The 20,722-nt window shown below is 64.6% G+C and carries 20 protein-coding genes; all 20 read left to right on the top strand.

All coding sequences use genetic code 11. From position 1 onward, the window contains the following. The first annotated feature begins 1 nt into the window (after nucleotide 1). Nucleotides 2-505 carry a hypothetical protein gene (locus tag NQV17_RS33610; RefSeq protein ID WP_257775573.1) on the top strand — a complete coding sequence of 168 codons (504 nt, stop codon included), beginning with the start codon at nucleotides 2-4 and terminating at the stop codon, nucleotides 503-505. Between the two features lie 56 nt (nucleotides 506-561). Further along, nucleotides 562-879 carry a hypothetical protein gene (locus NQV17_RS33605; protein ID WP_257775572.1) on the top strand — a complete coding sequence of 106 codons (318 nt, stop codon included), beginning with the start codon at nucleotides 562-564 and terminating at the stop codon, nucleotides 877-879. 28 nt (nucleotides 880-907) lie between these two features. Continuing rightward, entirely contained in the window at nucleotides 908-1,555 is a 648-nt protein-coding gene (locus NQV17_RS33600; protein ID WP_059727955.1) for a type IV secretion system protein, read from the top strand. Nucleotides 1,556-1,569: 14 nt separating this feature from the next. Next, entirely contained in the window at nucleotides 1,570-2,499 is a 930-nt protein-coding gene (locus NQV17_RS33595; RefSeq protein ID WP_257775571.1) for a type IV secretion system protein, read from the top strand. A gap of 25 nt (nucleotides 2,500-2,524) precedes the next feature. After that, a complete protein-coding gene (locus NQV17_RS33590; RefSeq protein ID WP_257775570.1) occupies nucleotides 2,525-2,884 on the top strand; it encodes a hypothetical protein in 360 nt (119 codons plus the stop codon). 53 nt (nucleotides 2,885-2,937) lie between these two features. Beyond that, a complete protein-coding gene (locus tag NQV17_RS33585) occupies nucleotides 2,938-3,963 on the top strand; it encodes a virB8 family protein (RefSeq protein ID WP_257775569.1) in 1,026 nt (341 codons plus the stop codon). Then, nucleotides 3,960-4,796 (top strand): TrbG/VirB9 family P-type conjugative transfer protein, encoded by an 837-nt coding sequence (locus tag NQV17_RS33580; protein ID WP_257775568.1) that lies wholly within the window; start codon nucleotides 3,960-3,962, stop codon nucleotides 4,794-4,796. The genes NQV17_RS33585 and NQV17_RS33580 overlap by 4 nt, the downstream gene beginning before the upstream one ends. 115 nt (nucleotides 4,797-4,911) lie before the next feature. Then, nucleotides 4,912-5,988: a type IV secretion system protein VirB10 gene (gene virB10, locus NQV17_RS33575; RefSeq protein WP_257775567.1), complete on the top strand. Its 1,077-nt coding sequence runs from the start codon at nucleotides 4,912-4,914 to the stop codon at nucleotides 5,986-5,988. Between the two features lie 26 nt (nucleotides 5,989-6,014). Further along, nucleotides 6,015-7,166: an ATPase, T2SS/T4P/T4SS family gene (locus NQV17_RS33570; protein ID WP_257775566.1), complete on the top strand. Its 1,152-nt coding sequence runs from the start codon at nucleotides 6,015-6,017 to the stop codon at nucleotides 7,164-7,166. Next, on the top strand, nucleotides 7,163-7,909 hold the full coding sequence (locus NQV17_RS33565; RefSeq protein ID WP_257775565.1) for a FadR/GntR family transcriptional regulator: 747 nt from the start codon (nucleotides 7,163-7,165) through the stop codon (nucleotides 7,907-7,909). Before NQV17_RS33570 ends, NQV17_RS33565 begins: the two co-directional genes overlap by 4 nt. Beyond that, complete coding sequence (locus NQV17_RS33560) at nucleotides 7,902-8,336, top strand: hypothetical protein (RefSeq protein ID WP_257775564.1); 435 nt, start codon at nucleotides 7,902-7,904, stop codon at nucleotides 8,334-8,336. The genes NQV17_RS33565 and NQV17_RS33560 overlap by 8 nt, the downstream gene beginning before the upstream one ends. Beyond that, on the top strand, nucleotides 8,333-10,630 hold the full coding sequence (locus tag NQV17_RS33555; RefSeq protein WP_257775563.1) for a type IV secretory system conjugative DNA transfer family protein: 2,298 nt from the start codon (nucleotides 8,333-8,335) through the stop codon (nucleotides 10,628-10,630). The genes NQV17_RS33560 and NQV17_RS33555 overlap by 4 nt, the downstream gene beginning before the upstream one ends. Then, nucleotides 10,623-13,520 carry a DUF5710 domain-containing protein gene (locus tag NQV17_RS33550; RefSeq protein ID WP_257775562.1) on the top strand — a complete coding sequence of 966 codons (2,898 nt, stop codon included), beginning with the start codon at nucleotides 10,623-10,625 and terminating at the stop codon, nucleotides 13,518-13,520. Before NQV17_RS33555 ends, NQV17_RS33550 begins: the two co-directional genes overlap by 8 nt. A 35-nt stretch (nucleotides 13,521-13,555) precedes the next feature. Beyond that, entirely contained in the window at nucleotides 13,556-14,290 is a 735-nt protein-coding gene (stbB, locus tag NQV17_RS33545; protein ID WP_257775561.1) for a StbB family protein, read from the top strand. 92 nt (nucleotides 14,291-14,382) lie between these two features. Continuing rightward, complete coding sequence (locus NQV17_RS33540; RefSeq protein ID WP_257775560.1) at nucleotides 14,383-14,781, top strand: hypothetical protein; 399 nt, start codon at nucleotides 14,383-14,385, stop codon at nucleotides 14,779-14,781. Nucleotides 14,782-14,823: 42 nt separating this feature from the next. Then, nucleotides 14,824-15,480, top strand: a complete 657-nt coding sequence (locus NQV17_RS33535; RefSeq protein WP_257775559.1) for a hypothetical protein — start codon at nucleotides 14,824-14,826, stop codon at nucleotides 15,478-15,480. A gap of 8 nt (nucleotides 15,481-15,488) precedes the next feature. After that, nucleotides 15,489-16,100 (top strand): phospholipase D family protein, encoded by a 612-nt coding sequence (locus NQV17_RS33530; RefSeq protein ID WP_374692789.1) that lies wholly within the window; start codon nucleotides 15,489-15,491, stop codon nucleotides 16,098-16,100. A 38-nt stretch (nucleotides 16,101-16,138) separates the two neighbouring features. Then, on the top strand, nucleotides 16,139-16,543 hold the full coding sequence (locus NQV17_RS33525; protein WP_257775557.1) for a MobC family plasmid mobilization relaxosome protein: 405 nt from the start codon (nucleotides 16,139-16,141) through the stop codon (nucleotides 16,541-16,543). Then, entirely contained in the window at nucleotides 16,533-19,589 is a 3,057-nt protein-coding gene (locus NQV17_RS33520) for an LPD7 domain-containing protein (RefSeq protein WP_257775556.1), read from the top strand. Before NQV17_RS33525 ends, NQV17_RS33520 begins: the two co-directional genes overlap by 11 nt. After that, on the top strand, nucleotides 19,589-20,431 hold the full coding sequence (locus NQV17_RS33515) for a hypothetical protein (RefSeq protein WP_257775555.1): 843 nt from the start codon (nucleotides 19,589-19,591) through the stop codon (nucleotides 20,429-20,431). The genes NQV17_RS33520 and NQV17_RS33515 overlap by 1 nt, the downstream gene beginning before the upstream one ends. Nucleotides 20,432-20,722: the final 291 nt, after the last annotated feature.

Genomic DNA, 20,722 nt, shown 5'->3' with positions numbered 1-20,722 from the left:
GATGAAGCGCGAACAGCATCTTGTTTCGGCGATCGGGCCGGCGACACGCGAGCAGTTGGAGCAGTGGGCGGTTGAGCACGACCGGTGCTACGGGCGAAGGATTCTCGGCCGCCGCATCCTTTTTGGATGCGGTCTTCTCTGTCTCGGCGGCCTGGCAGTTGGGGCACTCGGCTATGGCTTTGGTGCGATTCCCGACGTCGAGCGCGGTGCTTTGCTCGGCAGTGGAACTGACTATCGCCGCCTCTCACTTGGGATGCTCGGGGGGCTGGCCTGCATGTTTGGCATCCGTGGGTGGGATTACTTTGTGCGCCCTGTGTCTCGCCCGGTCAACCCGTATCGCCCGATCGACGTCACGCCGTCCGACCTGGAGGCGCGCAACGCGGCCTTTCCAGGTGCGCTCGCATATCTCGACGCAATTCGCCACCAGCGCCGGCCGATCGTGCCGCACGACCTCGACGTGTTGGCGATGGTGCGGCGGCAACAGCAGTCCGACCAAGGAGCATAACGATGAAATTTTCCCTCAAGACTTTTCTGCTCGCCGCAATGTTTGGCACCGCGACGATGGCGCACGCGCAAATCCCGGTCGTCGGTGGCCCGTCCGATGTCGATTACTACGTGAAACAGGCGCGGATGGCGATCGACCAGGTGCAAACGCAGGCGCCGGGATTGACTGTCGCGCAGACGCAGACGTTGCCGGCCAACCTCGGTGCGCTGCCGTCGACCTACGCCGACGCGGGCAAGGCTGCCGCTGCGCCGTCCGCCGAAACGAATCAGCAGATCCTGGCCATGCTGGTCGGGATCGATGGGACGCTCAAGCAGCTGCTCGAGCTTGAACGCATGAAGGCTTCGGCCGCCTCGGCGGCGGCCGCTTCGCACTGACCTTGCCCCTCATTGGGAGACCATCACCATGAAAACCATCCGCAAATTGATCTGCGCCGCTGCCCTTGCCGCGTTCTGCTCGACCGAAGCTGCGCACGCGCAGGGTATTCCGGTGCTCGATGCGTCGACGCTCGCGCAGGCGATCATCACCGTGCAGCAGCTCAAGCAGCAGTACGTCACGCTCACCAACCAGTATCAGGCGCTGATCGGCAACCGCGGCCTGGGCGACATCTTCAACAACCCGGCACTGCGCAACTACCTGCCGGACGAGTGGCAATCGGTCTACGACTCAGTGAAGAGCGGGCAGCTGAACGGCATCAGCGGTGTTGCCGACAGCATTGCGCGCCAGGAAGGGCTGACTGCGTACACGCCGGGACAGCAACGCCTGAATGACACGATGGCTGCAAACAAAGCGATGGTGATGCGTGCCTACCAGGCGTCCATCGACCGGCTGAACAACATCCAGCAGCTGATGCAGCAGTCGAATCTGACGCAGGATCCGGCGGCGAAGGCGGATCTTCAGAATCGGTGGTCGGCTGAGATTTCGTCGATCAACGCAGACAAGATGCGTCTCGACCTGGCGGCGAAGCTGCAGGACTCGGAGAAGGAATTCGCGCAGCAGTCTGCGCATCGCGACATGCAGCGTCGCCTGCATGACGAATCGATCGACCAGTAACCTGGAGCGCGGCCATGCAACTGACGATTTTCACCGATATGTTCAACGCGTTCGACAAGGACGTGCTGAACACGATCAATACTGGTTCGGCTCAGATGATTTCGCTGATCAGTCCGCTGGCCGCTGCTGGGTTCAGCCTCTATGTGCTTCTGATAATGCTGTCGTACATGCGCGGCCACCGCGATCAGCCGATCGTCGACTTCATGGTGAAGATGGCGGGGTGGGCGGCCGTGCTCACCGCAGGTATGAACATCAGCTACTACAGCCAATATGTCGTGCCGTTCTTCAATGGGCTCGGTGACGATCTCAGCCGTGCGCTGATGGGCGGCAACGATCTCAGCAACGGTCTCGATACGCTGTTGAGTCTCTATATCGACGCGATCAAGAGTTTGTACGAAGGTCTGAGCATCACCGATATCGGTCTCTATATCGAGGTCTCAGTGCTGGCTGTGTGCATTCTTCTGGTCGGCGTGCCGTTTCTCGCGATCGCGGCCGCATACATCATTCTTGCGAAATTTGCGCTCGGATTGCTGCTCGCGCTTGGTCCGGCTTTCATTGTCGCCGCGCTGTTCCCCGCAACCCGGCAGTTCTTCCAGAACTGGGTCGGGCAATGCTTGAACTATGGCCTGCTTGTGGCGTTGTTCGGAGCACTCGGCGCAATCGAAGTGCGGTTCATGACCTCGGTGCTGCCGACAAGCTTCAGTGCGAAGGATGTGATGCTGACCTACGCCATCGAGGGGAAGATCGTCGGCGCCGGACTGGTGTTCATTGTCGTGTCCTTGAGCATGCCGTCTCTGGCCTCGCAACTGGCCGGTGGCGTTGGTATCTCGTCGATGGTCGGTAAGATCGGCAATGCGGCCAGCATGGCCATGAAGGCGATGAGGTTCATGTCATCCGGCGGTAGGTCGTCGGGGGCGTCCAACAATTCGCTCGGCCGCGCGTGATCTTGACAACTACCAGGAGAAGTTTATGAGGGCACTTCGATTCGTGACAGCAGCAGCGATGGTTGTCGTGGCGCTGACGCAATTCGGTTGCGGGAAGAAAGACGGTGAAGAGTTTGTTGGCAATTGGGAGAAGTTGACCGGCCGCGGCTCGCCGGAGATGACGATTAGCCGAAATGGCGACGGGAACGACTTCTACGTTGCGAGGAAAGTGCCGAACCTCGGCGCAGAGAGCGCGAAGGACGCTTTGAAGACGGAGCGGGCTACCGCCGTCTATGCAGACGGGAAGCTCATGTTGATGGCCGGAGTTCCGGTCGCGCTGACGATCGACAAGTCCTCGGGAAAGCTCGTTGTGCCTGGTGCTGAATACCAGAAGAAGGGCAAGTAACACCGGCTTGTCCGCCAGCTCGTGCCGTCTCGGTGCGAGCTGGCGAACCAACCATGAAAGGAGCGGAATATGAAATTCATCGTCGTGCTTTGCAGCGCCGTACTGCTTGCGGCGTGCTCGTCGGCGCCAAAGCCGACGCAACCGAGCGGGCCGTGGATGCCCGTGAACCATACGACACAGGGGAACGCGCAATGAAGTGGCTCAGAAAAAAATCGACCGAGGTGCAGGGCATGTCTGCCGCGGTCGTGGTCGACGGGAACTATGCGGCTGCGTTGCAGAACATCGCGGCAAAGCTCGCGGAAGCCGATCCGCGCGAAATGGCACGCACGTATTTCAAGGAGGCACTCGCGTTCGAAAAATCCAAGCAGGCGACGCAGGAGAACCTGACGAAGATTGCATGGCGCGTCGCGGGCGGTGCCATGTTTGTCGCGCTCGTTTCTATTCTTGGTTCAGCTGCCTTAGTACAACTAAAGAGACCGACGCCTCCCGTGATCATCAAAGACAACACCGCGACGGGTGACGTGCAAGTGATCGACGTCGCACGTAGCGGATCGGTGACGTTCGGCGAGCTTGAGGTACGCAAGGCGCTGCGCGACTACGTGAAGCTGCGTGAAGGCTACGACTGGTACACGATCCAGGACGCCTACGACACGGTGACGCTCATGAACTCGCCGCGCGAGCAGACGCTGTACTCGGCCTTGTACAACCGCAAGAACTCGCCGCTGAACGTGCTGACCGACAAGTTCCGCGTGATCGCTCAGCCAGGCGCGATTACGTTCGTCGGGACGACGGCTCAGGTTTTCTTCTCGAAGAAAACCATTTCGCTGTCGACACAGGGTGGATCGACTCCCATGCCGCCCAAGACCGAATACTGGGTCGCGACGATCACGTACGAGGTGGGCGATCTGCCGACTAAGAGCAATGAACAAGTGCTGAATCCGATCGGTTTCCGCGTCACCAGCTACTCGGTCGATCGGGACTGGACGCGTAGCGCGACGGACGGCGTCGCGATGATTCCGTCGGCCGCAACGTCGTCCGAATCGGCACCGTCGAGCACGCAGGGAGGGACCGCCCGATGAACAAGCGAATCCAGAAAGCGGTGGGGGCCTCGGCGCTCGTTGCCGTGCTACTCGCTCTGGCGTTGCCGGCCTTTGCAGAAGTGGTGCCGGGCGCGTGCGGTAGCGATCCGCACATCGCCTGTGCGGTGTACGACCCGACCGAAAGCTATCAGATCGCCTACCGCCCCGGTGAGGCGACGGTCATCGAATTCGAGAAGGGTGAAAAGCTCGACGGTGTCGGCATGGGCGACGGCAAGGCGTGGACGGCGGGCCCGGCTGGTAACGGCTTTTTCATCAAACCGAAGGCGGTCAAGGCAGGCACGAACCTGATCCTGCTGACGAACAAGCGCCGCTATGTGCTGAAGCTGATCCCGGTCGCGAAACACGACCAGGCGATCTGGTCGCTGACCTTCGATTACCCGGACACGCGCGCGAAAGCGTCGGCGGCCGCCACCGCTCGCTCAGTGGAAGCGCGTGCGCTGCTCGAACAGACCGGCAACGCCGCGTCGACAGCAAATTCCGACTACGACATGCAGGGCGATACGACGCTGGCGCCGACCGCGCTGTGGGATGACGGCCGATTCACTTACTTCGAGTTCAAGACGAGCCGTGATCTGCCGCTGATCTACCGCGTGCTTCAGGATGGGTCGGAAGCTCTGGTCAATCCGGACGACATGCGAGGGCCGGTGCTTGTTGTCCATGACACCGCGGCTCGGTTCAACCTGCGTCTGGGCGATGCCGTGCTCGGCATTCGCAACAACGCATATCGGCCCGACGGCCAGCTGAACCCGTCGGGCACCACGATTCCGGGCACGGTGCGGCTTGTGAAGCACAAGGAGGCGAGCGGTGAGTAACGACATCAACCAAAGTCCGGTGTCGGCACCGGTGGAGCCGACCGGCATCGGCGAGCGCGGCGTGCCAGGCGTCGGCCGCACGAAGCGCAAGAGCCCGTTCCGGATGCTGCCGATCGTGATCGCGATCGTGCTGATCCTCATATTCGGTGCGGTCGCCGTTGGTGTGGCGATCAAGCGCTGGACGGCCCAACACCACGCGGAATCGGAGGCGGCGAAGGCTGAGGCGGCGAAAGACAAGCCGTCCGACGACCATCGCGATTTCGGGGCGGAGCAGGCGAAGATCCGGAAGAAGGAGGCAGAGGAAGCCGCCGCGGCGGCTGCCGCGAGCGCTGCGCTCGCGACGCCGGCTCATGCGGATGCAGCCAGCGGGGCATCCGTTCCAGCGGCCGCAGGTACTGGCGCGGCGGCCGCGGCCCCGGCCAGCGCAGTCGAGACGCCAGCGATGCGCAAGCTCGACGGCGACGTGGTGCTCAAGTTCGATGACCAGAAGGCGCCCGGTGGTGCCGGCGCGCTCGGCGCTGGCGGCCCGAAGATCGAATACGCGAAGGATGGTCTGGACGCGAAGTTCCGATCGTCGAAGCTCGACACGGTGAAAGCCGAGTTGATGCCGTCTCGCGATTTCCTGTTGATTGCCGGCACCACGATCCCGTGTGGGCAGCGGTCGGTGATCGTCACCGACTATCCGGGCATGACTTCGTGCCACGTGACGAAAGACGTGTATTCGGCCAACGGGAAAGTGAAGCTGATCGAGCGTGGGTCAGAGGTGGTGGGTGAGCAACGGCAAGCGTTGATGCAGGGTCAAGCCCGGATCTTCGTAATCTGGACGCGCCTGACGACCCCGTTTGGCGTGAAGGTTCAGCTCGATTCGCCGGCGGCGGACGCGCTGGGCGGCAGCGGCCTGCCGGCTTACGTCGATACGCACTTCTGGACGCGCTTCGGCGGGGCGCTGATGGTCAGCCTGATCGGCGACGCCGGCCAGGCACTGTCGAGCCTCGCGTCGAATTCGGGGAGCGGCGACAACCGGATCCAGTTCAACAACACGTCGAGCGCTGGCGAATCGGTGGCCGCCGAAACGCTGAAGAACACTATCAACGTGCCGCCGACCGCGTACTCGAAGTACGGATCGCTGACGACGATCTACGTTGCACGCGATGTCGATTTCTCCGACGTGTACGACTTGACCACGCCGTGACCTCGTCATCTATGACCGGAGCCGCCATGAACATGCGATACGACGAAAGCGTCACGGTACGCAGCCACCTCAAGACCCTCGGAATCATCGACCGGCTGAGCCTGCCCGGCGTGACTGAATTTGCGATCAACCGACCGTACGAAGGATGGACGGAGACGGGGGATGGCTGGGAGCGACACGAGCTGCCGAATGCGTCGCTCGAGGCGCTGATGCAGTTCGCGCCGGCGCTGGCGATCTACAACAAGGCGAAGCCGCATCTGTCGGCGGCCGAGCCGGAGAAGCCCGTGCGCCTGCCCGATGGCGAGCGCGGTCAGATCGTCATCCCGCCGGCGTGCGAACCCGGCACGGTGTCGCTGACGATCCGCGTGCCGAGCAGCAGACGTTTCACGGTGCAGGAGTTGTCGGCAGCCGGACGCTTCGAGGGGTTCCGTGACGTGGTTCGGGATGGTTTGGTCGGCGGAGGTGGGCTGACGTCGGGCGAAATTGAAATTGCGGCCGCTCGGGCCGGATCAGACGGGCTGGATGTTAGCGGCGCGACCCCGGTGTTTAATCCGGCCCGTGCTCTGAATGCGTACGGTCTGGCGAGCTTCCAGCAGGAGATGCTCGACGCGCTTGCGCAGCGCGACGTGGTGCGGTTTCTCACGCTCGCAATTCTGAACCGGCTGAACATCGTACTGGTCGGCGGCACCGGATCCGGGAAAACCACGCTTACGAAGGCGCTCGCCGACTTGATTCCGATCATTCCACGCGACACGCGCCTGGCAACGATCGAGGACACGCACGAGCTGCCGCTGCCGCTGCATCGAAACCACGTCCACCTGTTTTACAGCGAGTCGGTCCCGGCGCGGCGCATCGTGAAGGCGACGTTGCGCATGAAGTTCGATCGGGTGCTGCTCGCGGAGCTGCGCGGCGATGAAACGTGGGACTACTTGACGCTACTGAACACGGGGCACCAAGGCGGGCTGACGACCGTGCATGCGAACGATTCGATCTCGACGTTTGCGCGGATCGCGCAGCTGGTGAAGCAAAGCCCGGTCGGCCAGACGCTGCCGTTCGATTACATCATGCGCGAGATTCGTACGACCGTCGATGTGGTGCTGTTCATGGAGAACAAGTACCTCACCGAAATCTACTTCGATCCGGTCACGAAGATGCGCCTGCTGCGAGGTGACGCATGAACGCGCGACCGAACGGGCTTGAAATCATGGCGCGCGACGCGAGCGCTGATGCGGTTGCGACTGAACGGCCGCCGCACGCAGCCGCGGACTGGCTGGTCAAGCAGATCCCGGCATTTTGCGATGCGACTGGCGCATTGCCGCCGCAGGCAATGCTGGCGCAGGAATTGGGCGTGAGCCGCGCGACGCTGCGCGAAGCGGTCAGCCAGTTGATCGCGCGCGGCGTGGTCGACGTGCGTACTAAGGTCGGCTCTCGCGTCGTCGACGAGCGGCAATGGCAGATCGTCGATCGGCACGTTGTCGGCTGGCGCCTGGCGCGCGGGACGGATCCCGCCTTTGCCGCGGACATCGCGGCAATCCGCCGAGTGCTTGAGCCGATCGCGGCCGCCGATGCCGCGCTGCATGCCACGCCGGAGCAACGGGGCCGCATCACGGTTGCGTGCGCGATGCGGCTGGCTGCTGCCACACAGGCGGAATACGCGAGCGCGCGTCATGACCTGCATGTGGCGATCCTGTCCGCCAGTTCGAATCAGATCCTGCAGCAGCTGACGTGCCTTGTCCCGACGTCCGATCGGACGGGGGACGCGGAGGCGACCGCTGCTGCGATTCCGGACGGCGAGCGCCAAGCCCTTGCGTTGCTCGAGGTGGCCATTCGCAAGGGCGATGCCGGCGCTGCGCGCGAGGGCATCGAACGACTGAACACGTGGGATTTGTCCCGCGCGAGCGGAGGATATGTCGATGCGTAACACACAGACCATGACTTCAGAGGGCGCGGTGTTGCCGGCCGCGCGGCAACCGGTTACCGATCCCGATGGTTGGCTCTGGACGCAGACGTGCGCCTGGGCGCAGATCGCCAGCCTAACCCGGAAGCTCGCGCTCGGGCCCGACGCGGTGATGCGTGACCAGCTGCGCGACGCGATCCGGCGTCTCACGCACGCGCATAGCGAATTGGCCGGCATGGGCCAGCCGACTGCGCTCATGCACTGTGCCGCATTCGTACCTGGCCGGATCGAGTTCGCTTTCTATGCGCTGGCGCCCGACGGGCGAGTCGCACTGTGCGTCGACGGGGCAGAGGGCCGGGTCTACCGCTTCGATGTTTGCTCGCCAGTTCTGCACGAGACGATGGCGCCGCTGCTGTCGATTTCCCATGACGCGCAGGAGGTGCCGCGATGAAGAAGCGCCTGCTTGTGGCCGTGTTTCTCAGCGTCCTGTCCGGCGCTGCAGTGTTCGGCGCCGGCCGCCTGCTTCACTTCGACGCGATTACCGATCCTGCCGAGTATGGCGCAGTGATCGCGATTGTCATGGTGGCGTGCGCGCTGTGGGGCATTTGCGCAAGCGCCGTGCTGCTGAAAACCGCGACGCGCCTCGATCGCGTCGTCGCCGGCGGACTGTTTGCACTGGTGGCGATTGCGGGGCTCGTCGTGGCCGGCCAGTTCGCCGGCGCGACGTTGTTCGCGAAGCTGGAGAAGCTGCCTGATTCGGCGGTCGGCCTGTGGACACTGCGTGACTACTGGCATGCGTTCGGCGATATCAAGGGCGTGAAGCGCTCGCTGCAGATGGCGACGTTGGTGTCGATCATCGTGCCGGTCCTGCCGATCGCGGCGGTGGTCGCGGCACTGGTCGCGAAACCGAAGCGTGAGCTGCACGGCGATGCGCGCTTCGCCCACGGCTACGAGATTCGCCGCTACGGCCTGCTCGACGAAGCGAACGGGCGCACGCGCGGGAACGGCGATTATCGCGATCCGACGATCATCGTTGGCAAGTACAAGGGCAAGTACCTGACGTTTCGCGGAACGGAGTTCGTGATGGTGGCCGCGCGGACGCGCTCACAAAAGGGCGTGGCGATCGTGATCCCGAATTTGCTCACCTTCTCGGACTCGGTTGCTTGCCTCGACGTGAAGGGTGAGAACTTCGACCTGACGTCGCGCTATCGGCAGGCGTGCGGACAGAAAGTGTTTCGTTGGGCTCCGTTCGATCAGAAGGGCTATACGCACCGATGGAATCCGCTGTTCAAGATCGCGAAGAGCCCTGCCTTCGTGCGCGTCGGCCGGCTGCAGGCGATCGCCGCGCGCCTGTACCACACGGCGGACGCGCGCAACAAGTTCTTCTACGAACAGGCCGCCGACCTGTTCATGGGTCTCGCGTTGTACCTGATGGAAATGACCGGCGACTGCACGTTCGGCCAGGTGCTGCGGCTCGCGACGACGCCTGACAAGAAGGTGCGCGAACACCTGACCGAGCTGATGCAGCAAGAGCCGCAACCGGGTGTGCCGCTGTCGGGCGACTGCCTCGGCGCGCTCTCGCGCGTGCTGGCGTCGCCCGACGAGACGATGCTGAACATCGTCGCGACGTTCAACGCCGGCCTGCGCCTGTTCAGCAACCCGATCGTCGACCAGGCGACGAGCGCTTGTGACTTCGAGCTCGACCGTGTGCGCCGAGAGCTGACATCGATCTATCTGGTGCTGCCGGTGCGCGAGATCGCCGTCGCGAGCCTGCTCGGCAATCTCTTCTACACGCAATTGATCGAGGACAACCTCGATGTGCTGCCCGGCGAAGATCCGACCATCAAGTATCAGTGTCTTGCTGTCGGTGACGAATTCACCGCGCTCGGTCGCATCGAAGTGCTCGACAAGGGCAACGCGTTCATCGCGGGCTACTGGATTCGCCTGCTCACAATCCTGCAGTCGAAGGCGCAGCTGGAGCCGAATGAGTTGTACGGCCCGGCTGGGGCGCGCACGCTGATCACGAACCACGCGGTGCTGGTCGCGTACGCACCGGGCAATCAGGTTGACGCGAAAGAACTGTCCGAGACGCTCGGCACCTTCACAGAGAAGGCGACGTCGCGTGGCCGCAGTCACGGTCGCAATACGTCGACCAGCACGAATACGTCGGATCAAGGACGCGCGTTGATGCTCGACCAGGAACTGAAGCGCATGGAACAGCACGAGGAAATCGTCCTCGGTTTCCAGCGGCCGATCCTGTGCGAGAAGGCGACCTATTACGTGGATGACCTGTTCATCGACCGCATGCGTTCGGTCAGTCCGATGCTGGCGGCGATCGACAAGCGCCTGCCGACCGAAGGTGAGATCAAGGCCGCGTGGCAGGCCGGCGAGCTGCGCGCCACGGGCGTTCCGACCCACAACCCGGAGACGTATCACTCGGCGTTGTCCGCGAAGGCCGCCGGCGAGATTCGTCTCGCGCGTCAGGCGGGCGCGAAACCGCTGACCGCGGCCGAGCTGCTGGCGCTCGATCAGCAGAAGCCGGGTCCGCTCGCGGCCGACATGGCGCTCACTGGCTTTGCCGCCGACCTGGCCGAACTCGGTCTGGTGATGCGCGATGACGTGCGCGACATGCTCGCCGGCATGCGGTTCGATTTCAACCTGGTAGCGGCCGACGTCGCTGCCGATTCTCAGATTGAGCCGGCAGCGCCGGCGGACAACGAAGTGAAGGAGGTGGCACATGGCTGACGCGAACAAGCCGAAACGCGAACGGACCTATCTGAACGTGCCGTTCAACGAGAAGGATGCGGCGAAGGAGCTGGGCGCGAAGTTCGACCGGCGTTCGAAGAATTGGTATGTGCCCGGCGGCACCGACGTCGCACCGTTCGCGCGCTGGCTGCAGCCGCAGGACGAGCCGACAGCGCAGCCTGCGCAACCGGACGCGGAGGCGCAGCAGTATGGCAGCGAGGCCGATGTCGAGCGCGAGGCGGTCCGGCTGAGCAACTTGGTGGGGCAGCCGATCGAGGAGGCGCGCGAGTTCGTTCGGGAATCGTTGCGCTCTGCCGAGGAACGGGCGGCATTGGAAGCGCGGAACCGTGTTCAGGAGCAGGGCGGGTCCGGCTTCGACGCGGTCGACGCCGTACGTGCCGCGGCGCGCCAGGCGCGTCATCAGTATTTCGCCGAACGCCAGCACCTGTATTCGCAGAGCGCACAGCGCCCGCCGGCGGCTGGGACGCGTGCGCGGCGCGGCGCTGCCCGGCAGGCGCCAGCCCGGCGCGCACGACCGAGACTCGACGACGCGGCACTCGGCCGCCGTTACCGCGAAATGATTCAGTCGATCGCCACGGCGGTCACGTTGCGCGGCGAAGAGGTCAACCAGACTCTGGCGCTCGAGCATCGACTCGAATCGATCCATCGTGATGCATGGCGCAAGTCCAACGATGCGGCCGACGGCGATCGTGCGATCGGTGTGCAGATCCGTACTGGTACCGGCTTCGCGGCGGAGCAGCTGCCGGCGCAGGCGGCGGAGGCACTGGGCAAGCTGCGTGGCGAAGCAGGGCTGAGCCCGATTGAAGTCGATGAGCGCGCGCCGGCGCGCGACGAGGTGGATTCCGATCCGTCTGACGATGAGCGGCCGGTCGAGCAGTTGACCGTCGCTCCGCAGCACCGGCATCGCGAGCCCGAGCGCGACGATGGTATCGCAACGTTCGCGGACGTCGCCGAGGCGTTCATGCTGGACGAGGCGATGCGTGAACGCGCGTCGTCCGACGAGCCGCGAGCACCTGAGTCCGGCGAACTGACGCCGCAGGCACAGCCCGACGGCGAGACCATCACGTTTGCCGATGTTGGCGACGCAGCAGCGATCGACAGGGCACCGGGCGAGCAAGCTCCATCGGCTTCGATCGAGGCGCCTATCTCGACGCCCTCTGTCGAGCAGTCGGGCGCTGCTGCCGGGCCGGACAGCGACACGGCTACGTTCGCTGACGTGGCCGACGCATCGCCGATCGACGACGCGATGCGTAGTCGTGGGCTCACCGGCGACGCAGTGTCGGGGGTGCAGGACGCTGCGCGTTCGACCGTCAGTGCCGCGGTGGCTAACGAACCGAATGTGAAGCCGGGGCAGGCGTCCAACGACGTGTCGATGAACGTTTCGATCCAGCCGGGCGCGGTCGACACTCAGCTTAAGCGCACACAGGCACCGGCGCGTAACGAACCGGATGCGAAAAATGCCGCGAACGAGCCGGCGCGGCCGGTCCTCGACAATGTATCGGAGCAGGATCTGCAACGCGTGCGCGCGGTACGTGACGGCGAGCGAGCCGCCGCCGAGACGCTGCTGCGCGAGCAGAGCAAGCCGCTGCCGAAACGTGATGACGAAGCTGTCGCCATCGGTGCGTCGGCCGGCGCACGTGAGATCGACGAAGCCGACAACCAGATTGACGTCGATCCGTCTTTGCGCAAACCGATCACGACGAAGGACGGCTACACCATCCCGCCGCAGGTGGCGTCGCGCTACATGGTGAAGGATGGGCGGTTCTGGAAACTCGACGGCATGGAGGGTAAGCCGGGTGAGGCTCCGACGACGAAGCCGCATTTCGAGGACGTCGGTTCGCGCCTGAAGACCCAGCAGAACGATCGCGGGACGATCGCCGACATGCTGGCCGTGATGAAGGCGAAGAACATCGATTCGATCACGGTGAAGGGCAGCGAGACATTCCGACGCAACGCGTGGCTCGAGGCGTCGCTCGATGGCGGTATCGAGGTCAAGAACTTCAAGCCGAAGGAGGCAGATCTCGCCCTGCTCGAGGCCGCGAAGCGGGAGCGCGACGCGTTGACGATCAAGGCCGGAGCGTCGCCCGAGCCAACGGTCGGTCCGAAGGCCGATGCGGCGAGCGCCAAGCCGGAGACGACCAAACCGGCGACCACTGCAGTAAGTCAGAAGCCCGATGCAACGCAGGTTGCGCCGGCCGAATTGTCGACGCCCGTTGCCGAGGCAAAACCCGTCGACACGTTGGCGGGCGAGCTGCTCGAGCACGGGACTGCACGCTATGAGCACAAGCCGGACGAGTCGTATTCGTACTACGTGCGGTACCGCGACGATGCGGGAGCCGAGCGGACGGTCTGGGGCGTCGATCTCAAACGAGCGATCGCTGAATCCGGCGCGAAGGTCGGCGACACCGTTTCGCTCAAAAACCTGGGAAGGACGCCCGTAACGGTTCAGGAGCCGGTGCGCGACGACGCGGGCAAGGTGATCGGCACGCAGCCGAAGGACACGATCCGCAACGCGTGGGAAGTGAAGCGTTCGCCGGCAACAGAACCAGAACGTGCGCCCGTGCGCGCGCAGCTGACCGTCGCGCAAATGCGCGAGCAACTTGAAAAGTCGCTCGATCAGGCACCCGCGCGTATGCGCGCCGAGGTGATGCGCCGCTTCGATGCGCGCATCCAGGCCGGCGTCGAGGTCGAGGCGCGCATCGCACGCGGTGAGTTGAGTCGCGACGCAGGCGCGGCCGAGATCGACAAGCGCGCCGGCGAATTGCACGCGGCCTGGACAGCGCCGAAGGCTGCGCCAACCTCTCAGCCGTCGAATAGTCCGCAGCCCGAGCAGCAGCAGGCCCGCGGGCCGACACCGAGCGTGATGTAAGCGCCGTTCCCATCCATTTACCCGAGGAAATTGAAATGAGCATTGCCACCGTGAACTGCACCGGCAACGTCGGCAAGACGACCGTGACGCGCGAGGTGCTCGCACCGCGTCTGCCGCATATGTCGGTCCGCCAGGTCGAGTCGATCAATACCGACGACTCGGCCGGGCCGAAGGTCGAAGTCATGATCGCGGCGCGCTTCGACGAGCTGCACGAAGAATTGATGCGCGGCCGCGAGCTGCTGGTCGACATCGGCGCGTCGAACGTCGAGGAATATCTCAACCGTCTCGATGCGTCGGAAGGGGCGCAGGAGGATTACGCGTGCTTCATCGTGCCGGTCGAACCGGAAAGCAAGCAGATGAAGGACACGATCAAGACGATCAACATGCTCGCGGATCTGGGTGTGGAACCCGATCGCATTCGCGTGCTGCTCAACAAGGTCGAGCTGGTGAAGAGCGAGGAGCGCGATGTGACGCTGCGCCGCCATTTCGCGCAGCTGTTCGAGCTGCACGACCGGATGGGAACGTTCGTGCTGAACCCGGACGCGCTGGTGCCGAAGAGCGACGTGTTCACGCTGGCGGCCGCGGCCGGTCGCACGATTCACGACATCGCGACCGACGGCGTCGACTACAAGGCGCAGTTGGTCGATGCCAAGTCCGATGCGGAAAAGGACCGGCTCGTGAAGCTCGTCGCGCTCAAGCGCAAGGCGCTGTCGATGGATCCGGTGATCGATCGCGCATTTAACGCGCTGCTGGATGGGGTCGACGCATGAACGAGTCGACGCCGCAATCGGATCGCGCCGAGAAGGCTACTGAACGCCTGGGCAGGGTGATCGCCACGATGCCGGCGTCGACGGAGCTGGCCGTGCTCGCCGAGATCCTGATCGAGCAAATGAAGGTGGTGGACGCGCAGCACCACGTGGTCGAGCTGATGGAGTCCACCGACCAGAAGCTGACCGCGACGGTGCAGGCGCTGCGCGAGGAAAACGCGCAGCTGACGAAGCTGGTCACGCAGGCGCGTCAGTCTTTCGTTGGCGAGATTGCCGCGAAGGCTGCCGACCAGGCGCGCCGTGCCGCGACAGCAGAGGTCGCAGACGGGCTCGCCAGGCTGCGCGTCGCCGTCGAATCTGGCGATCGCGCGCGCGCTGCAAAGCCGGCGTCGGCCGCGCGAGTCGCGATCGGTTCGCTCGCCGCGCAGATCGCCGCCGCGTTTTGCGCAGGCGCAGCGCTCGTATGGGTGGCCGGCCATCTTTTCGGCATCTAGTCCTCAACACCAACACGAAGTCTTTGAGAGGAAGGTCCAGTGATGAGCGTCAAACAACTGTTTCTCCAGGTGTTCATTCCGGTACTCGTTATCGTCGGGCTGGTGGTTTTTGCGATGCTCTACAAGCCCCGCGCACGCCGTACGACGGCTACCAAACCCTTCGTGCTGACGGACTCGATCGTATGGGAGGTCCGCCTGAACGATATCGCGGTCACGACGATTCGCGAGCATGTCGTCGCCGACGTTCAACGCCAGATCGATCGCGAATGGTGGCGGGGGGCGCTCACCGCGATCAGCGAGTTCAGCACGTTCGTGCGGTTGGCCATCCTCAGCGTCGCCGTCGCGCTCGCGATCGAGGCCATTGTGATCGTCTTGAGCATTCAGGGCGACTCACTCAGCGCCGGGCATGCGCTGCACGCGATATTTTCCGCGTCCGAGGCGGATTTGCAGATCGGTTGGACCGTGTTCTGGCAGTTCGGCACGATGATCGCGTTCTTCTATTTCGTCTTCGCGTCGATGTTCGGCCTGCGGCGTCGTGCACACGACTATGTGGTCGAAGGATGGTGGGAAGGTATTCGGCGCGCCGCGCGTGTGCCTGCCCCCGGCGATTTGTCGCTCGTACTGACCGAGCCGGATCGGCTGGCTTGGCGTAGCCCGCATCGGGTGGATGTGGTCGCGATCGACCGGCCGGCTAATTGACAGGGGCGATCATGTCGAATCGTCGAATCCTTCGTGCTCTCACGCTCGCCGGGCTGGTTGCGACTGCCGGCTCGGCGCATGCTTTCGATCTGACTGCGTCGCTGTCCTCGCTCGTGGGCTCGACGACGGTAGCTGCAGGTCGCACTTGCGGCGCTGAAGTGGGCTTCTCGCCGGAAGGGAGCGCAGCGCGGCTTGTCGCTAGCGTTCTTGATCGCGCCCGCTCACGCGTGCGCCTGGCCGCCTACACGTTCACGTCACCCGACGTCGTGCGGCGGCTGATCGCGGCTAAGCGCCGCGGTGTCGACGTCGCGGTGATTGCCGACGCGAAAGAGAACACGGGCGGCCGTGGTGCGCGCGCCGGCCAGGCTGCGCTGAACCTACTGGTCGAGGCCGGTATTCCAGTGCGCACGGTCTCGGTCTACGCCATCCATCACGACAAGTACATCGTCGCCGACCGCGAGACGGTAGAGACCGGGTCATACAACTTCAGCACCGCCGCAGCGCGTCGCAATAGCGAGAACGCAGTCGTGATCTCGAATTGCCCGTCACTCGCTGACGCCTATGAGGCGCACTGGCAAAGCCGGTGGACGCAGGGTGAATCGTATCGCGCGTCGTATTGATGCTCGGCCATGAACGATCTTCCGATATCGGCGGGTGAATGATGAGCAGCGACGATCTCCACACATTGACCGAGCCGAAGCGCCGCGGCCGCAAGAAGGCTCAATCGGCGCTCGGCAAGCCCGTCAGCACGCGCCTGACGGACGAACAGTGGCGTATCTTCAACGAGAAAGTGGAACGCTCGGGCATGAGTTCGTCGGAGTTTCTCCGCGACTGCATCCTCACGAACCGCACGCAGATCGTCGCGCGGCCGCCGGCGACCGTCGAGCGTCACCGGATCATGTACGTGATCAACAAGACCGGCAACAACCTGAATCAGCTTGCGCACGTCGCGAACACCGCGCGCGTCTCCGGCAAGCTGTCCGAATCCACATTCGCGGCGCTGGTCGACGAGCTGGAGATGATCACGCAACTGTTGAAGGCGCACCTGCATCGTGTTGATTAGGCCGACCGGCCGTCACGACGGCGTCAAACAGTATCTCGAGGACGGCCAGAAGGTTGGCCGAGAACTTTCGCGCGACGAGCTCGACGAGCGCGTGGTGCTAGTTGGCGATCTCGACCTGACCGATGCGGTGATCCAAGCGATCGATGTGCCGCCCAAGGTCGAGCGTTACCTGTCGATCACGCTTTCGTTTAAGGAAGATCACGTCGATCGCGAAACGCTCCTGCAGATTGCCCGGGAGTTCGAGGCCTTCGCGATGCACGCGTACCGCCCGGACGAATATTGCTTCTATGCCGAGGCGCACCTGCCGCGCGTGAAAAGCTATATCGACCAGTCGACCGGCGAGCTGATCGAGCGCAAGCCGCACATCCACGTCGTGATTCCGAAGCGCAATCTCATTTCGGGCCAGTCTCTGCGGCCGTTCGGATTCGACAAGCACAACACGCATTACATCGACGCGTTCCAGGAGCACATCAACGCGCAGTACGGGCTTGCGAGCCCGAAAGACAATCGCCGCACGATGCTGACCGACGCATCGGAAATGATCAGCCGCTATCGCGGCGATCTGTTCCGTGCAAACAGCCGCGAGCTGAAGGAACAGATCCTTGATGCAGTGCTCGATCGCCAGATCGAAAATCACGACGATTTCATGGCGCTGCTGCAGGAGCACGGCGCCCTGCGCATGCGCAACGCCGGTCGCGACGACGCGTATCCGAATGTGAAGCCGGCCGGCGCCGAGAAGGGCGTGAACCTGAAGGAATACGTGTTCACGCCGGAATTCATCGAATTACCGACTGCGGAAAAGCTACAGGCGCTGTCGGCCGACGCCGCCGATCGTTACGAGGCCGGCGTCGCGCCGCGCCGCACGCCGGACAACATCATGGCGTTGCTCAATGAGTGGTACGCCACCCGTGCGCGCGAGCTGAAGTATCTCAACAGCGGTAGCCGCCAGTACCAGCAGTACCAGGAATCCTCTCCCCACGACCGCGAGTTGATGCTCGCGGATCTTGAACGCGGTTTTTACGCACAACATCTGAAGGCACACCATGACCGAGCAGACGACTCCCTCCCCGGCCTCGAAGGACATCTTCGACGAGATGGACGCCCATTTGAATTCGGCGCCCAGCCGTCCGACGCCTTCGACGAACCCGACGCACGCGAGCGCGAGCTCGATGTCCCCGAATGGGAACCTGGCTGGAGCATCGACGACGCCTTCGGGCGCACCGTCGATGGATACGACGAACTCGATGCACAGTTTGACCTTGTCGCAGGTGGGGCGCACCCGACGCCCGAATCCGTCGACGCTTTGCGAAACGTGTCCGGCCGCCCTGTGGACGGCATCGGAGATCGACCTGCAGTGCTACTGCCGGATCATGCGTTTTACCAGCTGGAGTCAGACGGCGCCGTATCCGCGGATCGCCTGCGATGGCCTGCAGATCGCGTTGGAGAGTCTGCAGCGCAACGAGTAGGCGGCCCTGCGCCTGGCGAGTTCGATGCCTATCACCGGGCGCTCGAGGCGCACTACGCGTTCGGCGATCCGTTCGACGCCTTGCCGTCGATGCAGCCGCCGAATGCCCGAACGCCGGCCGGAACGCCGGCCAGCATGTCCCCGCCGGGATGGTATTCCGATCGCCGCCGCGATCCGTTTCTCGATCCCTTCGACGCGATCGACACGTCGTTCGATTTCGACACGGCTAGGCCGATCGTGTTGCAACAACCGGAACGGCCGACAGACGTATCGCCGTATCGCTCGCGGCGCTCGCGCGCCGGCGACGACGCATTTGCCACGCCGCGTCGTACCGGTCGCGTCTCCGACAGCGTGCTTTCGCAACTCGCGCGCGACGTGCGCCAGCGTGACGAAACCGGCGGCCAGTACGCCGAGTTTCGCGAGATCCGGCGTTCGCTGGACGCCCGGCGCCTGCTTGCCGAGCTGTCGCACACGCACGGCGTGCGTCCTGCCAAATACGCAGTCGTCACCGGCCGCGACGGCGGCGATCGCATTCGCGCCGGAAAGCGCCTTCTGAACGTGTCCGACTTCTTGACGAAGGAGCTGAACCTGTCATGGCGTGAGGCGGCGCCGTTGCTGCGCGAGGTGTATGAGCGGCAGCAGTCAGGTGCCGCGGTCCCGGCACCCCGCGAACTGCCGCGCGCAGCGCTCTGGCGAGAGTATTCGGTCGCGCGCGAGGGGCACGTCGCCGCCCGCAGCGACGCGTGGCTCGCACAACGCGCGAGCGAACAGCATCGCCGCGGCGAGAACCGCGCCGCATTCGATGCCGCGCGTGCAGCCATCAAGCAGGATGTGCGGCTGACGCCGGCGCGCCGGCGCGCGGCGACATCGCTGGCGCGCGCCGATCACCTGGCCCACGACGATGCGTTGCGGGAGGCGATCGCGCGCGAGCGTGCAGCGCTCAAGGCGCAGTTCGGCGTGGCCGGTGGACCGAGCTTCGCCGACTGGCTGCGCACGCAGGCGGATCGCGGCGACGAGCGCGCGCTCGAGGAGCTGCGTCGCACCGCGCGGCCTGAGCCGGCGCTGGCCGACGTCGACGCCGCCGGCGAGCCGTTCAACGTGATCCGCGCGAACACGCATCGGCCCACCGGCGAGGACGAATACAACGCCATCATCTTCCGATCGCCGGGCCTGTCCTGGTCGGTCGACGAACGCGGCCATGTCACCTACCGGGACGACGGCCGCGACGTCGTGCGCGATCGCGGCGCCAGCGTGCAGGTGCTGCAAGTCGATCGGTCCTCGATCGAGACCGGACTGCGCCTGGCGCAAAGCAAGTTCGGCCGCACTCTCGAGCTGGCCGGCAATGACGCCTACCAGCTGGCGGCCGCCAAGGTTGTCGTCGACGCCGGCCTGCGCGTCCAGTTCAGCGACGCCCGGCTTAACCAGGCGATGGATCAGTATCGCCATGCGCGCGTCGACCAGCAGGTGCGCGATGTGCTCGGCGCGCCGGCGGCCGACGCGCGCGTAAATCCGCAGCCTGATCCCGATCGGCCGACGCCGAATCCGTCGATGCCTTCTTCCGACGGAAAGCCGACCCTCTGATGCACAATCGGCCGCAACCCGTTTCCGCCTACTGCGCAGCGCAGTCGCCCGACGTCGAGGCGACACGCGCGCGCCCCGACACGATGAAGGCCGCCCGCGAGGGCGTCGATCGACGCGGCGGCCGCCCGCGCATCCTGACGGAAATGCAGGATCGCCTCGACGCCTACCTGGACGATCCCGATCGGCATCTGCCGACTCTCAATGCCGCGAACGGTAGCGCTCGCCGACAGCGCCTCGAGCGTCGCGTCGCGTGCGTGCAGCTGCTGCGCGCGATGCTGAAATACCTCGACCTGGCGAGCCTGCGCATCGGCATCCCGCAGCGCGACGGCGGCTTCCTCAGCCTCACGCTGCCGTTCCTCGCGAAGCACGCATGCCTGCCGGTGCGGCGCGCCGAGCGCGCGATGCGCGATCTGCTGCGCGCCGGCCTCGTCACGGCGCAGCAGCGCGCCGAACGAACCGACGACGGCGGCTATCGCGGGCTTGCGTCGCTGCGCCAGCTGCCGGCCGCGCTGTTCGGCGCGTTCGGCTTGTCGAAGTGGCTGCGCCACGAGCGCAGCAAGGCCGTCATGCGTCGCTACCGCGCGTCGGCCGAGGCGGCCAAGGCCGAGCGCGAGCAGCTGCGCGACAGCCAGGCAGAAGCGCAGGCTTCGCTTGCGTTCAGCGCGATCGCGCAGCGTCTGAAGCGGCCGCGGTCAGCTCGGGCGCCGGCGGCCGGCGAGACGTCGACGGTGGCCACCGACCACGCCGAGGCAATCGCGCGTCGCGTCGGCACGCTCAAGCTGCTCCATCCCGACTGGGATCGCGAGCGCTGCTACGACGCCGCGTACCGCGAACTCGAATAGGGCACGCGCCCATCCACCACAGAACATTCGGCACCACGGCGCTGACGAGCAGTCGCGCGCCGGCGCTCGCGCGCACGCACGGCACAGCGCCGATCGCGCACGCTGCACGGCGTTAAATGCCCACAAGGCGCCTTCCCGCGCCCACTTATCCACAGATTCCGGCTTCGAGCAGCGGCGCGGCCGCGCCGGCGGCCGTTTAGCTGTCGGGATGAATAGCCCTTAATTGTCGGATCTTAATCAGCGCAGTTTTATCAGTACGGCAGGAAGTCAAATCCACGCCCCCACGCCTAC

Source organism: Burkholderia sp. SCN-KJ (genome assembly GCF_024656005.1).
Classification (GTDB): domain Bacteria; phylum Pseudomonadota; class Gammaproteobacteria; order Burkholderiales; family Burkholderiaceae; genus Burkholderia.
The sequence above is the reverse complement of the archived record's forward strand: the minus strand, read 5'-3'. Positions and strand labels throughout refer to the sequence as shown.

Bases quoted from the DNA above. Each gene is read 5' to 3' on its own strand.
- NQV17_RS33605 (WP_257775572.1), top strand. From the start codon at position 562: ATGGCGCACGCGCAAATCCCGGTCGTCGGTGGCCCGTCCGATGTCGAT.
- NQV17_RS33515 (WP_257775555.1), top strand. From the start codon at position 19,589: ATGCACAATCGGCCGCAACCCGTTTCCGCCTACTGCGCAGCGCAGTCG.
- stbB (WP_257775561.1), top strand. From the start codon at position 13,556: ATGAGCATTGCCACCGTGAACTGCACCGGCAACGTCGGCAAGACGACC.
- NQV17_RS33590 (WP_257775570.1), top strand. From the start codon at position 2,525: ATGAGGGCACTTCGATTCGTGACAGCAGCAGCGATGGTTGTCGTGGCG.
- NQV17_RS33525 (WP_257775557.1), top strand. From the start codon at position 16,139: ATGATGAGCAGCGACGATCTCCACACATTGACCGAGCCGAAGCGCCGC.
- NQV17_RS33560 (WP_257775564.1), top strand. From the start codon at position 7,902: ATGCGTAACACACAGACCATGACTTCAGAGGGCGCGGTGTTGCCGGCC.
- NQV17_RS33580 (WP_257775568.1), top strand. From the start codon at position 3,960: ATGAACAAGCGAATCCAGAAAGCGGTGGGGGCCTCGGCGCTCGTTGCC.
- NQV17_RS33585 (WP_257775569.1), top strand. From the start codon at position 2,938: ATGAAAGGAGCGGAATATGAAATTCATCGTCGTGCTTTGCAGCGCCGT.
- NQV17_RS33600 (WP_059727955.1), top strand. From the start codon at position 908: ATGAAAACCATCCGCAAATTGATCTGCGCCGCTGCCCTTGCCGCGTTC.
- NQV17_RS33555 (WP_257775563.1), top strand. From the start codon at position 8,333: ATGAAGAAGCGCCTGCTTGTGGCCGTGTTTCTCAGCGTCCTGTCCGGC.
- NQV17_RS33610 (WP_257775573.1), top strand. From the start codon at position 2: ATGAAGCGCGAACAGCATCTTGTTTCGGCGATCGGGCCGGCGACACGC.
- NQV17_RS33535 (WP_257775559.1), top strand. From the start codon at position 14,824: ATGAGCGTCAAACAACTGTTTCTCCAGGTGTTCATTCCGGTACTCGTT.
- NQV17_RS33550 (WP_257775562.1), top strand. From the start codon at position 10,623: ATGGCTGACGCGAACAAGCCGAAACGCGAACGGACCTATCTGAACGTG.
- NQV17_RS33570 (WP_257775566.1), top strand. From the start codon at position 6,015: ATGAACATGCGATACGACGAAAGCGTCACGGTACGCAGCCACCTCAAG.
- NQV17_RS33595 (WP_257775571.1), top strand. From the start codon at position 1,570: ATGCAACTGACGATTTTCACCGATATGTTCAACGCGTTCGACAAGGAC.
- NQV17_RS33565 (WP_257775565.1), top strand. From the start codon at position 7,163: ATGAACGCGCGACCGAACGGGCTTGAAATCATGGCGCGCGACGCGAGC.